This window comes from Streptomyces sp. NPDC091280, assembly GCF_044768565.1.
Lineage (GTDB): Bacteria > Actinomycetota > Actinomycetes > Streptomycetales > Streptomycetaceae > Streptomyces.
This window is the reverse complement of sequence record NZ_JBIVUZ010000019.1, coordinates 12,809-32,056: the sequence shown is the minus strand read 5'-3', so window position 1 is coordinate 32,056 and position 19,248 is coordinate 12,809. Positions and strand designations below refer to the sequence as shown.

The 19,248-nt window shown below is 72.1% G+C and carries 13 protein-coding genes; 4 read left to right on the top strand and 9 right to left on the bottom strand.

What is annotated here, in order from left to right; all coding sequences use genetic code 11:
• Positions 1–15 precede the first annotated feature (15 nt).
• On the top strand, positions 16–2,004 hold the full coding sequence (locus ACIQPR_RS42660; RefSeq protein ID WP_403660819.1) for an alpha-1,4-glucan--maltose-1-phosphate maltosyltransferase: 1,989 nt from the start codon (positions 16–18) through the stop codon (positions 2,002–2,004).
• On the top strand, positions 2,001–3,425 hold the full coding sequence (locus tag ACIQPR_RS42655) for a hypothetical protein (protein WP_403660816.1): 1,425 nt from the start codon (positions 2,001–2,003) through the stop codon (positions 3,423–3,425). Before ACIQPR_RS42660 ends, ACIQPR_RS42655 begins: the two co-directional genes overlap by 4 nt.
• A gap of 327 nt (positions 3,426–3,752) precedes the next feature.
• Here ACIQPR_RS42655 and ACIQPR_RS42650 read toward each other — a convergent pair whose 3' ends face one another.
• Positions 3,753–5,108, bottom strand: a complete 1,356-nt coding sequence (locus tag ACIQPR_RS42650) for a helix-turn-helix domain-containing protein (protein WP_403660813.1) — start codon at positions 5,106–5,108, stop codon at positions 3,753–3,755.
• Positions 5,109–5,386: 278 nt separating this feature from the next.
• Between ACIQPR_RS42650 and ACIQPR_RS42645 the strand changes: the two genes are divergently transcribed.
• Positions 5,387–5,539 (top strand): hypothetical protein, encoded by a 153-nt coding sequence (locus ACIQPR_RS42645; RefSeq protein WP_403660810.1) that lies wholly within the window; start codon positions 5,387–5,389, stop codon positions 5,537–5,539.
• Positions 5,540–5,570: 31 nt separating this feature from the next.
• Here the strand turns inward: ACIQPR_RS42645 and ACIQPR_RS42640 are convergent, their stop codons facing one another.
• Genes ACIQPR_RS42640 through ACIQPR_RS42630 form a run of 3 tightly spaced genes read right to left on the bottom strand, consistent with a single transcriptional unit; the run spans position 5,571 to position 9,642 of the window.
• A complete protein-coding gene (locus tag ACIQPR_RS42640; RefSeq protein WP_403660807.1) occupies positions 5,571–7,775 on the bottom strand; it encodes a dipeptide ABC transporter ATP-binding protein in 2,205 nt (734 codons plus the stop codon).
• Positions 7,772–8,662, bottom strand: a complete 891-nt coding sequence (locus ACIQPR_RS42635) for an ABC transporter permease (RefSeq protein WP_403660804.1) — start codon at positions 8,660–8,662, stop codon at positions 7,772–7,774. The genes ACIQPR_RS42640 and ACIQPR_RS42635 overlap by 4 nt, the downstream gene beginning before the upstream one ends.
• Positions 8,659–9,642: an ABC transporter permease gene (locus ACIQPR_RS42630; RefSeq protein ID WP_403660801.1), complete on the bottom strand. Its 984-nt coding sequence runs from the start codon at positions 9,640–9,642 to the stop codon at positions 8,659–8,661. Before ACIQPR_RS42630 ends, ACIQPR_RS42635 begins: the two co-directional genes overlap by 4 nt.
• An 80-nt stretch (positions 9,643–9,722) precedes the next feature.
• Here ACIQPR_RS42630 and ACIQPR_RS42625 point away from each other — a divergent pair, with 80 nt between their 5' ends.
• Positions 9,723–11,441, top strand: a complete 1,719-nt coding sequence (locus ACIQPR_RS42625) for an ABC transporter family substrate-binding protein (protein ID WP_403660798.1) — start codon at positions 9,723–9,725, stop codon at positions 11,439–11,441.
• Between the two features lie 55 nt (positions 11,442–11,496).
• On the opposite strand, the gene ACIQPR_RS42620 is transcribed toward ACIQPR_RS42625, so the two are convergent.
• Genes ACIQPR_RS42620 through ACIQPR_RS42600 form a run of 5 tightly spaced genes read right to left on the bottom strand, consistent with a single transcriptional unit; the run spans position 11,497 to position 19,156 of the window.
• A complete protein-coding gene (locus tag ACIQPR_RS42620) occupies positions 11,497–12,708 on the bottom strand; it encodes an IS701 family transposase (protein WP_403660795.1) in 1,212 nt (403 codons plus the stop codon).
• Positions 12,701–14,860: an AGE family epimerase/isomerase gene (locus ACIQPR_RS42615; RefSeq protein WP_403660792.1), complete on the bottom strand. Its 2,160-nt coding sequence runs from the start codon at positions 14,858–14,860 to the stop codon at positions 12,701–12,703. Before ACIQPR_RS42615 ends, ACIQPR_RS42620 begins: the two co-directional genes overlap by 8 nt.
• Position 14,861: 1 nt before the next feature.
• Positions 14,862–16,997 (bottom strand): glycogen debranching protein GlgX, encoded by a 2,136-nt coding sequence (gene glgX / locus ACIQPR_RS42610; protein ID WP_403660789.1) that lies wholly within the window; start codon positions 16,995–16,997, stop codon positions 14,862–14,864.
• Positions 16,998–17,056: 59 nt separating this feature from the next.
• Complete coding sequence (locus tag ACIQPR_RS42605; RefSeq protein WP_403660786.1) at positions 17,057–17,767, bottom strand: NAD(P)H-binding protein; 711 nt, start codon at positions 17,765–17,767, stop codon at positions 17,057–17,059.
• A gap of 54 nt (positions 17,768–17,821) precedes the next feature.
• Positions 17,822–19,156, bottom strand: a complete 1,335-nt coding sequence (locus ACIQPR_RS42600) for a sugar phosphate nucleotidyltransferase (protein WP_403660783.1) — start codon at positions 19,154–19,156, stop codon at positions 17,822–17,824.
• Positions 19,157–19,248: the final 92 nt, after the last annotated feature.

The following is a 19,248-nucleotide window of genomic DNA, read 5'->3' as shown; positions in this document are numbered from 1 at the left end:
GGGGAGGAGCCGACCATGACACCGGTGACCGGGCGCATCCCCGTCCTCGACGTCCGACCACGGGTACGGGACGGGGAGGTGCCCGCCAAGGCCGTGACGGGGGAACACCTCGACATCACGGCCACCGTCTTCCGCGAGGGCCACGGCGTCGTCGCCGCGGACGTCGTCCTGCACGACCCGGCCGGCCGCCCGGCCCAGCGGGTCCCGATGACCCTCGTCGACGAGGACGCCGACCGCTGGCGGGCGAGCGTCGTCCCCGACACCGAGGGCCTGTGGACCTTCCGGGTCGAGGCCTGGGCCGACCCGCTGGAGAGCTGGCGGCACGACGCCGCGCTCAAGGCGGCGGCCGGCGTGGACACCGAACTCACCCTGACCGAAGGCGCGTTGCTGTACGAGCGGGCGGCGCTCGGCCTCACCTCCTCGGACCGCCGGGAGGCGGTCACCGCGGCCGTGGCCGCGCTCCGCGACACCCTGGGCTCCCCTCCGGCCCGGCTGTCCGCCGTCACCGCCCCCGAGGTGACGGCCGCCCTGGGGCGCTACGCGCTGCGTGACCTCGTCACCGCCTCCCGGCCCCTGCCCCTGCGCGTCGAACGCCGGCGCGCCCTCGTCGGGTCCTGGTACGAACTCTTCCCCCGCTCGGAGGGCGCGACGACGGGGGCCGACGGGCGCCCGGTCGGCGGCACCCTGCGGACGGCCGCCGAACGGCTGCCCGCCGTCGCCGCCATGGGCTTCGACGTCGTCTACCTGCCACCCGTCCACCCCATCGGCGCCACCCACCGCAAGGGCGCGAACAACACCCTCCACGCCGGCCCCGACGACGTCGGCTCGCCCTGGGCCATCGGCTCCCGGCACGGCGGCCACGACGCCCTCCACCCCGGCCTCGGCACCGAGGACGACTTCCGCCACTTCGTGTCCGCGGCGAGGGAGTCGGGGCTCGAAGTCGCCCTGGACCTCGCCCTCCAGTGCTCCCCGGACCACCCCTGGCTCACCGAGCACCCCGAGTGGTTCCACCACCGCGCCGACGGCTCCGTCGCCTACGCCGAGAACCCGCCCAAGACCTACGAGGACATCCACCCGCTCGACTTCGACGGCGACCCCGAGGGCCTGTACGCCGAGGCGCTGCGGATCGTGCGGCACTGGACGGACCTGGGCGTGCGGATCTTCCGCGTCGACAACCCGCACACCAAACCGGTGCAGTTCTGGGAGTGGCTGATCGCCGAGGTGGACGCCACCGACCCCGATGTGCTGTTCCTCGCCGAGGCGTTCACCCGGCGGGCCATGGTCCACGCGCTGGCACAGGCCGGCTTCCAGCAGTCGTACACCTACTTCACCTGGAAGAACACCAAGGAGGAGTTGACCCAGTACCTGCCCGAACTCGCCCGGGACAGCGCGGACTTCCTGCGGCCCAACCTCTTCGTGAACACCCCCGACATCCTGCACGCCTACCTCCAGCACGGCGGCAGACCCGCCTTCGAGGTGCGCGCCGTGCTCGCCGCGACCGCCGCGCCGAGCTGGGGCGTCTACGCCGGCTACGAACTCTGCGAGAACACCCCGCTGGCACCGGGCACCGAGGACTACCTCGCCTCCGAGAAGTACCAACTCCGGCCCCGCGACTGGGCGTCGGCGGAGGCCGAGGGCCGCACCATCACCCCGCTGATCACCCTCCTCAACCGGCTCCGCCGACTCCACCCCGCCCTCCAGGAGCTGCGCAACCTGCGCCTCCAGCACACCGACAGCGACCAGGTCCTCGCCTACACCAAACACGTCGAACTCCCCGACGGAACGACCGACTTGGTGCTGGTGATCGTCAACCTCGACCCGCACCACGCCCACGAGGCCACCGTCACCTGCGACCCGGCCGTCCTCGGCCTGCCCGCCGACGGCACCCGCAAGCTGCGCGACGAACTCACCGGGGAGACCTACTCCTGGGGCGAGTCCACCTACGTACGCCTCGATCCGGCCCACCAGGTCGCGCATGTGCTCACACCCGCGGAGGGATCATGAGCGACGGCATCCTCGAACCGCTGCTGCCGGCCCTCGCACCATGGCTGGAGGGCCGCCGCTGGTTCGACGCCCGCTACGGCGGAGCCCGGCTGCACGCCAGGGCCGCCACCGTGCTCGGCACCGAACCGCCCCTGCTGCTGCACGCCGTGGTCTCGGCCCGGCGCGAGGACCGCTCCGTCCTCGACTACCAACTCCTGCTCGGCCTGCGCCCCCACCTCCCCGCCCGCCTCGCGCCGGCCGCCGTCGCCACCGTCCCCGCCGGCCCCTTCCAGGGCTGGCAGGTCTACGACGCGCTCGCCGACGGCGCCCTGCTGGGACTGCTGCTGCGCACCCTCGCGGGCCCCGGCACCGACTCCGGACCGCGTCTGGAACGCACCGGCCGCTATCCGCTCCCGGTGGGCCTGGTACCCCACCCGCTGTCCGGCGAGATGAGCAACACGGCCGTGGCGTACGGCGGCCGGATCCTCCTCAAGATCTTCCGCCGCCCCGAACCGGGACCGCACACGGAGGTCGAGGCCCTGCACGCGCTCACCCGGCAGCACTGCGCCCGCACCCCCCATCTCTACGGGTCGCTGCACAGCGACGCCCCCGGCGCGGAGGGGCTGGTGCTGGGCCTGATCGAGGAGTTCCTGCCCGACGCCCGGGACGGCTGGGAGGAGGCGGTGCGGCAGGCGGGCGACTGCATGGACGGCACCGGCCGTACCGCCCCGGACACCGGCGGCTTCACCCCGCACGCGCACGGTCTCGGGCGCGCCGTGGCGGACGTGCACGGCGCGCTGGGCAAGGCGTTCGGCCGCGGCCGGCTGGCGGCACCGGACGTCGCCGAGGAGGCGGCCCGCATGAACATGCGGCTCAAGGAGGCCGCCGAGGAGGTACCGGCACTCGCCCGCTACACCACCCGGCTCGGCGCCCTCTTCGACGACTACGCCCGGGTCGCCGGGCGCGGCAGCCCCGTCTTCGCCCAGCGCACCCACGGCGATCTGCACCTGGGCCAGGCGCTGCGCACCGCGGACGGCTGGCGGATCGTCGACTTCGAGGGCGAACCGGCCCGGCCCGCCGCCGAACGCGCCCGCCCGCAGCCGGTGTTGCGGGACGTGGCGGGCATGCTGCGGTCCTTCGACTACGCGGCCCGCACCGCGCTGGCCGAGCGTGAGTCCGGCGATCCCGGCCAGGACGGCTCGCCCGCGCGGCGGCTGCGCCGGCGCCGCCGCGCCTATGCCTGGGCGGTGCGCAACCGGCGGGCGTTCGTCGAGGGCTACGCCTCGGCCGGGCGGGAGGACCCGCGCTGCCAGCCGGTGGCACTGCGCGCCTTCGAGGCGGACAAGGCCGTGTACGAGGCCGTATACGAGTCCCGCCTGCGCCCCGACCGGCTGCGGATCCCGCTCGCCGCCGTGCACCGGCTCGCGCACACCGCCCGCTGAACTCCGCCGCATTCACGGCCGTTTCACGGAATGCGAACTCCCGTACCGTACAAGGGAATTCACGCGGGACGGCGACGCGAATTCCGGTGGCGAAAAGCCGGGCGGAATTCACCGGCGGACGTCCTTTCCACGCGGCGCGTCGAACGGAGACACGGCGAACCCCCCGCCCCGGACACTCTTCCAGGCGGGGGGTTCGGAGGGATCGGATCCGGCCGGAAACGGAACCGGGTCGCCTGCCCCGTGGGACCGCGCGACGGTGAAAGGTCCGTGCCTTTACCGGGGCGGCGGCCCAAGGTACGTACCGGAATCGGCAATTGCGGCGGCCGTTCAGGCGCGGTGCTGCTCGGAGAGGATCTGGCCGGGGTCGCGGTGCGGTGCCATACCGGCGGCCGACAGCGCCCGGTCGTACGCCTTGAGGGCCTCGGTGGTGTTGCCCTGGCGCTTCCACAGGTCGCCCAGGTAACGCCAGTTGAGGGCCACCTGGTGCGAGGGCCGGAACTGGCGCAGCTGCCGGGTGGCGGCCTGTAGGTACTGCGCGGCCTGCTCGAAGTTGCCGCGCATCAGCTGGATCTCGGCGAGGGTGCCGCGCGCGCCGACGGCCTGGATGCGGGACTCGCTGCCGGTCAGCCCGAGGGCCCGCTCGGCGTGCGCCGCGGCCTCGTCCCACTGCCCGAGCATCGCGTCGGCGTCGGCGAGGCCGATCTCGCACTGGGCCAGCTCCGGGGCGTTGCCCACCTCGGCCAGGAGCTGCTGCGCCTCCTCCAACAGCTGCTTGCCGCGCGCCGGCTCGGGCTCGTCGACCTGGAGCAGCAGGGAGCCGTAGTTCATCTTGAGCATGGCGAGGTGGCGCAGGTTGTCGTCCTCCGACATCAGCGCGAGCGCCCGCTCCACCAGGGCGAGGGCCTCGTTGAGCTGGCCCCGGGAGCGGGCCACGAGCCCGGCGTTCCAGTAGACGGCGCCGCGCGCCGCCCGGGCGCCCTGCTTCTCGGCGGCGTCCAGCAGCTTGCCGCCCATCAGCTGGGCGTGGATGAGGTCGCCGCGCATGTGGAACGAGCCCATGAGCGTGGCACCGAGCTGGACGTGGTCGACCGTGACGTCCAGTCCGAGGGCGTCCAGCCGGGCCATCGCGCGCTCGCCGATCTCGATGCTGAGCGTGATGTCGCCGGCGTTGCGATAGCAGCGGCACAGGGCCACCGCGATCTGGCACCACTCGGCGGAGCCCGGCGCCAGGTCGGGGTCGCGCTGCAACTCCTCCAGGACCGCGATGGCGGCCTCGGTCCGGTCGAGCTTCTCCAGCGCGGAGGCCTGCCCCATGCGCGCCCGCCGGGTCATGGACGCGTCCAGGAGGGTGGGCTTCGCGAGCAGTTCGCTGAGAGTTTGCAGGGCCTCGCCGTTGCTGCCGTTGCGCAGGGCCATCTCGCCGAAGGCCAGCCGCAGGCGTGCCTCTTCCAGCTCGTGGTCGTCCCGTCCGCTGCGCAGGTACTCGGCGGAACAGCCGAGGCGCTCCGCGAGGGCGGCGAGCACCGCGTCCGACGGTGCGCGCTTGCCGGATTCGATCAAGGAGATGTAGCTCGCCGAAATCTCGCTGGACGCCAGGTCCTGCTGTTTGAGGCCACGTTTGCCGCGCAGGAGCCGGATGCGGTCGCCCAGCCCTGCGGTCGTCGTGTTTTCGAGAGGGTCCATGTGGGGCTCCTAGGAGGTGGCTTTGACCACCGGGATGACAGATCAACGTTACCAGTAAGTCGTCTGCGATCCAATGCGCTCCGCTTGATCTATTCGCTGGCGCGAAGTCATCTGGGCTGGGATTTCAGGAATTGGCGTTTATTCAAACTTCATTTGGGTGCGGGCATTCCGTTTTTCGAGATCGTCTTTTGCGAGATTAATACTTGACTCATTGAGTAAGTTCTTGTTGACTCATCTTGTCAATGCGTCATCCGTAAATGCTCGGAGAGGAGATTTTCATGAGCATCAAGATATTCACGCTCATCGCGATCGTCGTCTTCGTCGGTGGGCTTGTGACGAGCGGACTCTGGTTCAACGGTTCGGGTGCCGCCACGCACCCGCTGCGCGAGGGCATCGCCCAGTCGAGCGGTGCGAGCGGGGCCTGCTGCTGAGGTGGCCCCCGCGGACCACGGCACACGAGGCTCAGCGGACCGGAGGACGGTCCGGCGGCTCGTTCCAGGGCCGGCCGGTCGCCCCCCGGTCCGTCCGTGTCCGCTCCCAGGGCAGTCCCCGGTGCGGGAAGTGGCACGCCACCGTATGGGTGCCGGCCGAGGTCGCCTGGGCGGGGCGCGGGATCTCGGTCGCGCAGCGAGTCCGCCCGGCGGCCGGGAGGGCCGCGGCGACCGGACAGCGGGCCAGGAAACGGCACCCTGAGACCGGCGGCGCGCCGAGCGGGGGCTCACCGGGGAGCACGATCCGGCGCCGGGCGCGCTCGGCGACCGGGTCCGGCAGCGGGACGGCCGACAGCAGCGCCCGCGCGTAGGGATGGCGGGGCCCGTCGAACACCTCCGCGACGGGCCCGGTCTCCACGACCCGCCCCGCGTACATCACACACACCCGGTCGGCGATCTGCCGGACCACCGCCAGATCGTGCGACACCAGCAGATACGCCGGCCCCAACTCCCGCTTCAGCCGCAGCAACAGGTCCAGGATCTGCGCCTGCACGGACACGTCCAGCGCGGACACCGGCTCGTCGAGCAGCAGCAGCGCGGGCTCCACCGCCAGGGCGCGCGCGATGGCGACCCGCTGCCGCTGACCGCCGGAGAACTGATGCGGATAGCGCTCCGCGTCCCCCGGAACCAGCCCCACCTGAGTGAGCAGCCGCGCGACCCGCGCCGCCACGACGTCCCGCGGCACCCGCCGCGCGTACAGCGGCTCGGCGACGATGTCGCCCACCGGCATCCGCGGATCGAGACTCGACAGGGGGTCCTGCGGCACGATCTGCACGGCACCGCGCAGCAGCCGCGCGGTCCGCCGGGACAGCCGCGCGACGTCCTGCCCGAGAATCTCGACGGTGCCCGCCTCCGGGACACCGAGCGACACGATCTCCATCAGGGTCGTCGACTTCCCGGCCCCGGACTCACCGACCAACGCGAGCGTCTCCCCGCGCCGCACCTCCAACTCCACGTCCTCGACCGCCCGTACGGCCCGCTCGCGCCGCCGCCGACCGGTGCCGGGCACATAGGTCCGGGCGAGCCCGGAGACGCGGAGGACGACGTCGGGGGCGGGCGGGCCGGGACGGGACAGGGGAGACAGGGCCGGCGCCTGGGTGCGTGGGAGCGCGTGTCTCCCGCCCCCGCCGGCCCGTGCCCCGCCCGCCGGGAAGAGCCCCGTGGCCCCCCGATGGATGACCAGCGGTATCCGGCGGCACGCCGCTTCGTGCGCGGCGGCGCCCGCGAGGCCCGCGCGCGAAAGGCTGTCCACGCCCAGGAGGGGGATGTCGGAGGTCTCGCACTCCGGCTGGGAGAGGGGACAGCGGGGCGCGAAGGCGCAACCGGGGCCCGGCGCGCCCGGCGGCGGGGCCGTCCCCGGTATCGGAGCGAGGGGGACACGGGCGTCGGCTCGCGGTACCGAGCCGACGAGTCCCACGGTGTACGGCATCCGGGGGCGGGTGAGCACCGGCTCGACCGGGCCCGTCTCCACCACCCGGCCCGCGTACAGCACGGCGACCCGGTCCGCCGTGCCCGCCACCACCCCGAGGTCGTGCGTGACCAGCAGCAGGGCGGCCCCGGTCTCCCGGCGGGCGTCGGCCAGCGCGTCCAGCACCTGGGCCTGCACGGTCACGTCGAGCGCGCTGGTGGGCTCGTCCGCGACCAGCACGTCGGGGCCGTTGGCCATCGCCATCGCGATCATCGCCCGTTGCAGCATCCCCCCGGACAGCTCGTGCGGATAGGCCCGCGCCGCCCGCGACGGCTCCGCCACCCCCACGAAGTCCAGCAGCTCCACCGCCCGGCGCAGCGCCGACTCCCGGCGCGGGCGCGGCCGTTGGTGGATGCGGACCGCCTCCGCCAGCTGGTCGCCGATCCGCAGCACCGGGGTGAAGGCATGCAGCGGGTCCTGGAAGACCATGGCGATCCGGCGCCCACGCACCCGCGCCAACTCCCGCTCCGCCAGCCCGAGCAGCTCCTCGCCCAGCAGCCGTACCGAGCCGCCCACCACCGCGCCCGGCGGCGCCAGCCCCATGAGGGAGAGCGCGGTGAGGGTCTTGCCCGTCCCCGACTCGCCCACCAGGCCCAGGACTTCACCGCGGCGCAGAGTCAGATCGACGCCCCGGACCACGGGCACCGGCGGCCGTCTCCCGGAGCCGACCGCGACCGTCAGACCGCGGACCTCCAGCACGGGCTTCACCGGGACATCCCCGACACCGCCGTACGGGAGCCCGTGCCCGCCTCGGTCGTCGGATCGAGCGCGTCCCGCAGCGCGCCGCCGACGAGATTCACGGCCAGCACGAACGCGATCAGCAGCCCCGTGGGGAAGAAGAACATCCACGGATACACCAGCGCCACATCCGTCGCGTCCGCGATCAGCGTGCCGAGCGACACGTCCGGGGGCTGGACGCCCAGGCCGAAGTACGACAGCCCGGTCTCGCTGATCACCGCCGCGCCCACGGCCAGTGTCGCGTCCGTGATGAGGAAGGACGCCGTGTGCGGCAGCACGTGCCGCCACAGGATCCGTACCGGCGAGACCCCCATCAGCCGTGCCACCACCACGAACTGACGCTCTTTCAGGGATCGGGTCAGACCGCGCACCGCCCGCGCGGTGATCATCCAGCCCAGCAGCGCCAGCAGCCCGACCAGCGCGAGCCAGCTCCGGTCGCGCAGCCGGGGCGCGGCCACGGACAGCACGAGGAAGGCGGGCAGGACGAGCATCAGGTCCACCACGAACATCAGCAGCCGGTCGGTCCAGCCCCCGAAGTAGCCCGCGCAGGCGCCCACCACCGCCGCGAGCCCGGTCGAGAACACCGCGACCAGCAGCCCGATCAGCAGCGACTTCCGCAGTCCCCGCACCACCTGGGCGAAGACGTCCTGTCCGATCCGGTTGGTGCCCATCCAGTGCCGTGCGTCCGGCGGCTGCCGCAGCGCCGAGTAGTCGACGTCCGTGTGCGTCCACGGGCTGAGATACGGCCCCAGGAACGCCAGCGCGAACAGGACCAGCAGGATCGCGAGCCCGCACAGCGCCCCGGGCCGCCGTACCGTCCGGCGCAGTACCGCGCGCCCCCGTCCGCCCGCCCTCATGGCCGCCGTACCCGGGGGTCGAGCAGTGCGTGCAGGACGTCGGCGAGCAGGCCGGCGAGCAGGACGACGGCGGCGGCGAAGATGTTGACGGCCACCACCGAGTTCACGTCGCCCTTCTGCACCGAGTCGACGAGCCAACTGCCCATGCCGGGCCAGCCGAAGACCGCCTCGGTGAACACGGCCCCGGTGAACAGGGTCAGCATGCCGAAGGAGAAGAACACCGACACCGGGACGAGCGAGATCCGCAGTCCGTGCCGCAGCAGCGCGCGGTGCGGGGTGAGGCCCTTGGCGCGGGCGGTGCGCAGGTGGTCGGCGCCGAGCACGTCGAGGGTGGCGGCGCGCTGGTAGCGGCTGTAGAAGGCGACGGCGGGGATCGCCACACAGAGCGCCGGGAGCAGCAAGTGGGCTGCCGTGTCGCGTAGTTGGGCCGTCCAGCCGCCTTGCAGACCGGGTGTGTGCTCGCCCGTGTAGAGGACGACCCGGCGTCCGGCGGCCCGGTTGACCGCCAGCGCCCCGGTCTTCAGCAGCAGCGCCAGCACGAACGTGGGCACGCACAGCACCGCGAACGAGAGCACCGTCAACAGCCGGTCGCCGGGCCGCCCTTGGCGGACGGCACCCCACACCCCGGCCAGCACCCCCACCGCCGTCCCCACCACGGTGCCGATCAGCAGCAGCCGCACCGACACCCCGACCCGGCGGCCGAACTCCGCGTTCACGGACTCCCCGTCGATGGTCCGCCCCAGGTCGCCGCGGACGGCCCGCCCCGCCCAGTGCGCGAAGCGCTCCGGCAGCGGAGCGCGGTCGTCCATCCCCAGCCGGGACAGCTCGGCGTCCACGACCCGGGCGGGCGGCGGCGGTTGACGGCCCTCGAAGTAGGCGCGCGGATCGAGCGCGGTCGAGGCGAGCGCGTAGGTGAGGACGACGGAGGTGAGGAAGAGGATCGTGCAGTGGACCAGGCGCCTGACGACCAGGGAGAGCATGGGCCCTCGTTCCGCTTCATGTGGGTGACACATCGTGATGTTAAGCTCCGGATCCGCAATGCGCAGGACAGTTCGGGCAGTTGACGGTTCGTCCGTACTGGGAGGGCCGCTGGGTGGAGCGATTACGGAGCCGGCTCGCACGCTCGCTGCTGTGCGCGCTCGTCCTCCTCGCGTTCGCCGGCTGCTCCGGTTCCCCCGGCCCGCCCCGCCGTCCGGCGCTGCCGACCTACGGCACCTACGACATGAACACCCGCCCCTCGGACGCGCTGCGCGCGGGCGGCACGCTGACCCTGCCGATGGCGCAGATGGTCACGCAGTTCAACTTCGACCACGTCGACGGCGCCCTGGACGACGTATGGACGATCGACAGCATGACCGAGCCCCGGCTCTTCGCCCGCGACGCCAAGGGCGTCCCGCACGCGGTACCGGAGTACCTGCGCTCGGCGTCCGTCACCGCCACCTCGCCCCAGGTCGTCACCTACCGGCTCAATCCGAAGGCCCGCTGGTCCGACGGAACGGCCCTGGGCTGGCGGGACTTCGCCGCCCAGTGGCACGCGCTCGGCGGCACCGACCAGCGCTACCTGGTCGCCGACACCAGCGGCTACGACCGGATCGCCGACGTACGCCGGGGCGCCGACGCGCACGAGGTACGGGTCACCTTCAAGCAGCCGTACGCCGACTGGCGCAGGCTGTTCACGCCGCTCTTCCCGGCCGCCGCCTACGACACCCCGCAGCGCTTCAACTCCGGCTGGCAGAACGGCATGCCCATCAGCGCGGGCCCGTTCAGACTCGCCTCGGTCGACAGGACCGCGCAGACCCTCACCCTCGTCCCCGACCCCCGCTGGTGGGGCCGCAAGCCGCGCCTCGACCGGATCGTCTTCCGCGTCCTCGACGCCGACGCGGCCCTCCAGGCCTATCTGAACGGCGAGGTCGACGTGGTCAACGCGGCCACCAGCGAGGCCTACGCACAGCTGAAGAACGCCCACGACAGCGAGATCCGGATCGGTTCCGCCTGGGACGAGGTGCACATCACCCTCAACGGAGCGGGCGGCCCGCTCGCCGACCGGGCCGTCCGCAACGCGGTCCAACAGGCCGTGGACCGCACCGCGTTGGCCGAGGTCGCGGCCGAAGGCCTCCCGGTGAAGGTGCCGTTGCTCGGCAACCACTTCTTCATGACCAACCAGCCCGGCTACACCGACGACTCCCGGCCCTACGGCACCTACGACCTCAAGGCCGCCGAGAAGGCCCTGGACGCGGCCGGCTGGAAGAGCCCGGGGCCCGGGAGGACCCGGGTCAGGAACGGCCGCGGCCTCACCCTCCGCTTCGTGCTCAGCGAGGGCACCAACCGGCTCGGCGAGGACCTCGCCCAGCTCGTCCAGCACATGCTCGCCCAGGCCGGCGTCCGGGTCGACATCCAGCAGGTGCCCGCCTCCTCCTACGCGCCGCAGTACCTGGAGAAGGGCAACTTCGACCTCGCCATCTTCCGCTTCACCGGCCTCACCTACCCCAGCTCCGCCTACGCCATCTACCGCCGCCCCGAGGCGGGACAGCCCTTCCAGAACTACGGCCGGGTCGGTTCGACGCGCGTGGACCAGCTCCTCGGCCAGGCCGTCGGCACCCTCGACGAACGCGCCGCCCAGCGGCTCTACGACCGCGCGGACGCCGAGATCTGGCGGCTCGGCCACGACATCGAGCTCTACCAGCGCCCCCAGATCCTCGCCGTCCGCAAGGGCCTGGCCAACTACGGGGTGCCAGGACTCGGTGACATCGACTTCAGCCGGGTGGGCTGGCAGAAGTGAGCGCACGGCGGCCCCGTACGGACGTGTCCGTACGGGGCCGCCGGGGGGTGCGGGGTCAGCCACGCGGGTGGCTCAGGGCTCTCTCGTCCGCCTGCTGGCGCACCATGTCGTAGCCGAGCGCGGCCGAGGCCAGCGTCACATGGTGGTGCCAGCCCCGGAAGGAGCGGCCCTCGAAGTCGCCGAGCCCGAACTCCTCGTGCATCCGGCCCAGCGCCCCCTGCGCGAACCGCCGCAACCGCGCCAGCGGCACGATCTCCGCGAGCCGGCGGGCCGGGAGGTTCGTCAGCCAGTAGGCGCGCGGCCGGGAGCCGCCGTAGGGCCAGTCGGCGAGCAGCAGGCGCGGCCGGGGGGCCGTGGCCGGGTCGGTGCGCAGCAGCACCGGGCCGGTCACGAACTCCGAGTGCCGCATGCGTTCGGTCACCGGGTCGTGCCAGGTCACCGAGGCCCGCTCACCGTGGCGGGCCGCGTGCGCGGCGAGTTCGGCGAGCGTGCCGCGCGTTCCGGGGGCGGCGGCCTGCCGCCGGGGGAGCAGCACGGGGGTGAGCGGCGCCGCCTGGACGAGATAGCCCAGGCCGCGTGCCTCCAGACCGCGCAGCAGCGGGTCCGGGTCGCTCTCGCAGCGCCAGTCGGCCAGCACCGGCAGCGGTTCCAGCGACCACTCGTCGAGCATCTCGTCGAGTGCTTCGAGCACGTAGCTCCAGCGCGGCCGGCAGCGTTCCTGGGCCGGTACATGGGCCGCGCCGCGCAGCCGCTCGTCGCGGTCCCAGCGGGCCGGCAGCAGCAGCCGCCAGTTCACCGGGACCCCGCCCGCCTGGCCCACCAGCGAGGCGGCGAGCGCCAGTTGGCAGTTCACCGTGCGCTCCTGGGAGGCCGCGTACTGGCGGGCCACGCCCACCGACCGGTCGCCGTTCTTGGCGAAGACGACCTCGTCGACGGACCAGGCCTCGGCGCGGAAGGCCCGCACCACCTGCCGGGCGAGCCGCCCCCGCACGGGAGCGGACGCCCACGGACTCTGGTTCACGAACTGCTGGATCTGCTGCACGGCCCGCCGGCCGAGCACCTGCTCGGAGATCCGGGCGGGGGTCTTGCGTCCGGGCACGTCCAGCAGCCCGCGTACGTACACCTCGCCCCAGCGCCGCTGGTCGGCGCGGGTGAAGTCGCCGAACAGCTCGCGGCAGTAGGCGGGGAGCCCGGCGGCGGCGCCCGGCGGTGCCCCCGGGGTGCGCATCGCGGGTAAGGGCAGGGTGATGGTCGCGAGGTCAGTCATGGTGGCACTCGTCACCCCCAGCCAGCAGGAAGGCGTCCGTCGCGAGCAGGGCGTCCGCCACGTCGGGCAGCGCGCAGCCCACGATGACGAAGTCGACGTCCAGGCCCGCCTTGGTGCGCTGGAACAGCAGCTCGTTGATGGCGGGCCGGGACATGCCCCCGACCTCGCACAGATGGAACTCCACGCGCTGCGGTGCCGCCGCCATGACCTCGGCCAGGACGCGGCGGAACTTGCCCAGTTCGGTCGCGTCGATCACGCCGTGGCAGCTGACGTGGGCGGTGCCGCCGTCGAACGAGGTGCGCATCCGCAGCCGCATCGTGGCGGGCTCCAGCTCGACCCGCACACGCACCGGCCGGTCGCCGGGCGGCAGCACGACCGTCAGGTCCTTGCTGCCGAAGGTGTGGTAGGGCTGGTCGTCGACCCACACCCGGGTCAGCTCCACCGCGCCGGCCGGCAGCAGGTCCGGCGCCACCCGCAGCACCCGGCCCGGCAGATCGTCGGGGCGCGGTTTGAAGTGCAGGGTGACCGGGTCGTCGCTGAGTAGCAGCCCGGTGTAGGCGGCCGACAGGTAGCACAGCTCCAGCGCGTGGTAACCGGCCATCGCGTGGCTGCCCTTGAGCCGCTCGGTGCCCAGCAGGTACGGGATGCCGTTCGCCAGCACGTTGAAGTAGACGCCGCCGTCCTGGTAGTCGAGGAAGAAGGCGTTGTAGAACGCCGCCGCCTCGCGGGCCAGCCGCAGCTGCTCCGGGTCCCCGGTGGTGCCGGCCAGGATCAGATAGGCGAGGATCGCCTGCTCCTGCTGCCACCAGGCCTTGCGGTCGTGCCACACCATGCGGTGGATGCCGCTGTCCGGGTCGGGCTGCCGCTCGACCACGTCGTACCAGCCGCCGCGCAGCCCGTCGCTGCCCACCGGCGGCATGATCTCGGCGATCCGCTCGGCGGTCGTGGCGTACTCGGGCTTGTCGTGCAGGGACTTGATGCGGGTCAGGTTCCAGGCGATCTTCAGGTTGTGGCCGACGACCGCCCGGTCCTGCTGCCAGCCCCAGGTGCGGTCCGGACTCCAGTCGGCGTGGAAGCGCTCCTGCACGAAGGGGCTGTTCGGCTCGTCGGGGAAGCGCTCCACGATGGTGTCCGCGGTCTCCTCCAGCAGCGCGGCGAAGTCCGAACGGCCGGTCGCCAGATAGGCGTTGATGAGATACGCCGGGGCGTGGTCGCCGACCGAGTTCCAGTTCTTGCGGGACCGGTTGCGGCCCAGCGAGTCGGCGTTCGGGTCCAGCGTGATCGGGTCGAGGTGCGAGAAGAACCCGCCGCGCACGGGGTCGCGGAAGTACTTCTGGAACAGCGCGACCGTCCGGTCGATGTCCTGGAGGATCCGCGGGTCGCCGGTGACGCGGAACGTCTGGGTGGGACCGGCCAGCGCGTAGATCTGCTCGTACATGGGGATCGCGTCGAAGTCGTCGCCGAACTCCGAGGCGAACACCGGGCGGTGGCCCGAGGAGGTGATGTCGATGCCGTGGTACCAGTAGGTGATGCCGTCGGCGGTGTCGTCCACCCGCATGTGCTCGCGCAGGTACTCGGTACCGGCCTCGGCCGCCGCCAGGAAGCGGTCCTTGCCGGTCAGCAGATACGCGGTGGCCAGGCCGTAGACCAGCCGGGAGATGGTGTCGGTCTCCTGGCGTACGTCCGCGCCGGCGAAGTCCGGCAGATGGGTGCCGCTGAGCGTGAGATGCGTGCGGAACCCGCGCCAGTCGTACACGCCGTCGGGGAAGTGCCCGCGCAGATAGAAGTCGGCGATGGCGGCGGCCTGTTGGACCCACCAGTTCGGGTGCTCGAAGACGTACTGGCCGCGGGTCTCCTCCGGGAAGGTGATCTCCTTGGCCTCGAACCGGGAGCCGCCCTCCCACTCGTAGCGGATGCCGTACGCGAAGACGTAGCGGCCCTCGGCCAGCATGTCGACGGTGTCGGCGGTGGTGTCGCGGTAGTCGTCGCCGAGGTTGCGGACGATGCGCGAGACGGCGTTCGCGGGCAGGTGGACCGTGAACTCCCGTTCGTCCGAGGTGCGCAGGCCGAAGCGGCGGCCGGTCGGGCTGTAGTAGGTGACGTAGCCGGCGAGCGTGTCGGAGTTGATGCGTCGTTGCGTGGATGCGCTCATCTCAGGTGCCCTTCTCGTCGGGCAGGGCCGCGAGCAGGACGACGCTGCGGCCCTGGGCGTGGTGGGTCGGACCGGCGACCAGCTCCTCTTCTCCGGGCGGAAGGATGTCGTAGGGGCCGGGGCGGGCCGTGTCGAGGACGCGGTGCCAGTGGTGGCCGGGGGCGTCGGGGAGTTCGAAGTCGAGCCCCAGGTGGTACATGTTGAGGATCAGATGCAGGTCCGGGTCACCGTCGAAACCGCCGTACGTGCAGGCCAGCACCCGGGCGTTGGGGTCGTCCCAGCCGGGTTGGTGGAGCCGGGTGCCGTGCCAGGTGATGTCGGGCCGGGAGCGGGAGTTGAGGCGCTCGGAGAAGAACTGCGGTTCGCGCAGGGCGCGGTAGCGCCTGCGGAGCTCGACGACGCGCCGGGTGAAGTCGGTGGTCTCCTTCTCCTTCCTGGCCTGGTTCCAGTCGAGCCAGGAGGTCTGGTTGTCCTGGCAGTAGCCGTTGTTGTTGCCGGACTGGCTGTTGCGGAACTCGTCGCCGGCCAGCAGCATCGGCACCCCGCGGCTGAGCATGAGCAGCGAGAGCAGGTTCTTGATCTGCCGGACCCGCAGGCCCTCGATGTCGCTGTCGTCGGTGGGTCCCTCGACCCCGCAGTTCCAGCTGTAGTTCTCGTCCGCTCCGTCGGCGCCCGCCTCACCGTTGGCGTGGTTGTGCTTCGTGTTGTAGCTGACCAGGTCGTTGAGGGTGAAGCCGTCGTGGCAGGTGATGAAGTTGATGCTGTTGGTGGGGAGTTCGCCCTGGGCGGCGAACAGGTCGGCGGAGCCGCCGAGCCGGGAGGCGACCTCGCCGACCAGGCCGGCGTCGCCGCGCACGAACCGCCGTACGTCGTCACGGAACGGGCCGTTCCACTGCGCCCAGCGCTTCCCGGGGAACCGGCCGACCTGGTACAGGCCGCCGCCGTCCCACGGCTCCGCGATGATCTTCGTCTCGGCCAGCACCTGCGACAGCTCGATCGCCCACAGGGCGGGCGGTACCGCCATCTCGTAGCCGAGGGGGCCGCGGGACAGTTCGGAGGCGAGGTCGAAGCGGAAGCCGTCGACGTGGTGCTCGGTCACCCAGTACTCAAGGCACTCCACGATGAACTTGGTGACCATCGGATGGTTGGCGTTGACAGCGTTGCCGCAGCCGGTGAAGTCCATGTAGTGCGAGCGGTCCTGCGGCCACAGGTGGTAGTACGCCTCGTTGGCCGCGCCCCGGAAGCTGATCGTCGGCCCGAACTCGTTGCCCTCGCTGGTGTGGTTGAAGACCACGTCGAGGATGACCTCGATGCCCGCTTTGTGGAACGCCTTCACCATGTCGCGGAACTCGGTGATGTGCGTGGCGAGATGGGGACTTGAGCAGTAGCCCGTGTGCGGGGCGAAGAAGCCGTAGGGGTCGTAGCCCCAGTAGTTGCGCAGCGGGGTGCCGTCCGGTCCGGTGCGCAGCACCTGGGTCTCGTCGAAGTCGAAGACCGGCAGCAACTCCACGGCGGTGACGCCGAGTTCACGTAGATGCGGGATCTTGTCGAGGACGGCGGAGAAGGTGCCGGGCCGGGCGCACTCCGAGGTCGGGGAGGCGGTCAGCCCGCGGACGTGCATCTCGTAGACGACGGTCTGGGCCATCGGGGTGTGCAGCGGGGTGTCGCCCTCCCAGTCGTAGTCGTCGAGGTCGACGACCAGACTGCGCATGCAGTGCTCGACGTTGTCCCCGGGGCCGATGGCATGGGTGCGCTCCCAGCGGCTGTTGACGTTGGCCCGCGCGTACGGGTCGATCAGCACCTTGCGCTGGTCGAACCGGCTGCCCAGGGTGCTGAGGTCGCGCGGTCCGTCGATGCGGAAGGCGTAGACCTGGCCGGCGCCGATCCCGCTGACGTGGCAGTGCCAGAAGTGGAAGCTGCGGTGGCGGTCGGGCAGCAGCGGGATCGTGCGGTGGGGCCGCGGGCTGTCGCAGTGCTCGAAGAGCAACAGATCGACGCGGGTGGCGTGTTCGGAGAAGAGCGAGAAGTTGACACCGTCGCTGTCGACGGTGGTCCCCAGCGGCTGCGGGCGGCCGGGGGTGACGTCGGATGGGCGGCCGTCGTGGCTGTCGGCGGCCGGGTCGGGTCGTAAGGTCATCTGTTCTGTCATGGTGTCTGTCGCAGGGTCGGTCGGAGTGTGCGCATCGGTGGTCACCCTCAGGCGAGTGCGGCCCGGGCCGCGGTCGGAGTGTCGGCGCGCAGGCCGGTGAAGAGTTCGTCCCAGGACGGGGAGCCGGTGCCCGGTCCCGCCTCGCTGCGCATCTCGAAGGTCAGGCCGCGCGCGGCCGGCGAGTACAGCGCCTCGACACAGGCGTCGGCCACATGCGGGCGGGCCACCCGGCCGTCGCCCACATCGCCCTGTTCCAGGTGGAGTTGGCCGTGACCGGGCTCGTCCGTCAGCCAGCCCGGCCGGATCACCGTGTATGGCAGCCCGGAGGAGCGGACCGCGTTCTCGCCGGCCAGCCGCCAGTCCAGCATCCGGCCGTAGGCGTTCATCGGGTGGTCGCGGCGGGTCACATGGCGCTGGCTGACCAGCACGAAGTGCGGGCTGCCTGCGGCGTCGAGCAGGACGTCCAGGACATGGCGGACCCCGGTGTGCAGGGTGGTCTCGGGGCTGTCGGGACCGGCGTCGTCGGTGCCCGGCTCCACGATGTAGACGACCGCCGAACAGCCGTGCAGGGGTGTGCGGACGGTGGCGGGGGCGCGTACGTCGGCCGCGAAGAACTGGGCCCGGGGCGGATTGTGCCGCCGGGCGCGCTGCGTGCTGCGGCCGATGACCCGCACGCTCTCGCCACGGGCGAGCAGTTGACGGGCGACGAGCCGGCCTACGCGGCCGGTTCCTCCTATGACTGCGATCGGGCTGTCCATCGAGATCTCCACGGGGCTGCGGAAGAGCCGGAAGGGGGGAGGGGCGGGGCGCGCTCAGATCCAGTGCAGGATGTCGTCGGAGCTGGTCAGATGGGTGCCGGTGGGCAGACCGGTGACGGCGGGCACCCGCAGTCGCGGATACACGCTCACCCCGGTCAGCCGGGTGCCGGGCCGCAGGTCGGCGGCCTCGCCGATCGCGGAGTGCAACAGCCGGACCGGGTTCTCGCGTTCGGAGTGCACCCGCGCCAGCGGCCCGACGTACGAGTCGGTGACCCGGGCGTACGGCCCCACGACCGCGCCGTCGCCGATCGCCGTCCGGCTCAGCCGGGCGCCCTCGTCCACGTCGACGCCGTCGCCGATGTCGCTGAACCGCAGCTTCACGCCCGGTCCGATCTCGGCGTTGCGCCCGATGCGGACGGCGGGGCCGATGACGACACTGCCCTCGGAGATCTTCTGGGCCAGGGTGGTGCCGGTCGCGCTGTCCTTGGTGCGCAGGCTGGACTCGTGGATCCAGTAGCGCGGGTCGGTGCTGGTCGGTTCGCCCAGGGCCCGGTTCATCCGGCGGTAGTGGCCGCCGAGCACGTCGCCGAGGGTGGCGAGGTAGTCGGGGATGCTGCCGAGGTCGCCGAGCCGGTCGATGGGGGCGACCGCGACCGGCAGCCCGCGCCGGACCAGCCAGGGCAGCAGATCGCCGCCCCAGTCCAGGCGCTGCTGGGCGAGCCGGATCATCTCCGGGTTGCGCGCGGCCAGCCGCAGCCGGCCGCAGTCGACCAGGTACATCCCGGCGTTGGTGGGCAGGGTGGCGCGGGCGGCGGGCAGCGAGGTCTCGGGGAAGACGCGGTGGACACGCTCCAGGTCGGGCTTCTCCAGGAATCCCGCGACCAGTCCGTCCGGGGAGGTCTGCATCACGCCGTACTTTCCGGCGATCTCCTCGGGGGTACGGCCCACCGAGGCGACGGTCACGACGGCGTCGGCGGCGTCGTGCGTGTCGAGCAGCACAGCGAGGTCGAACTCGAAGACGGAGTCGACGGGCAGCACCAGGGCGCGGCCCGTCAGGTCCCACTGTTCGAGGTTGTGCAGGGTGGCGGCGCCGGAGCCGACGTTGTAGCGGTCGAGCCGGGCGCGGGAGTAGTGGATCTCCACGCCGAACCGCTCGCCGTGGCCGAGCACGAGCTTGATCTGGCTGTGGTTCTCGGCGCCCTGGGCGATCACGTAGAAGCGCCGGATGCCCTGGTCGCGGCAGGACTCGACGAGCCATTCGACGACGGAGCGGCCGACGAACGGGATGAGGGCCTTGCTGCGGATGTAGTCGGACGAGGCGAGGGTGAGCGGCTTGGCGCGTTCGCCGCGGCCTCCCGCCAGGATGATGCCTAACGTCTCGTCCCCCATGACAGTCCTGCCTCCTCGGCTGACAAATCAACGCTCTTCAGTCAACTCGCGCTGTCATGTGTAGTCAAGTAAAAAGTAAAACAAGGGGGTTG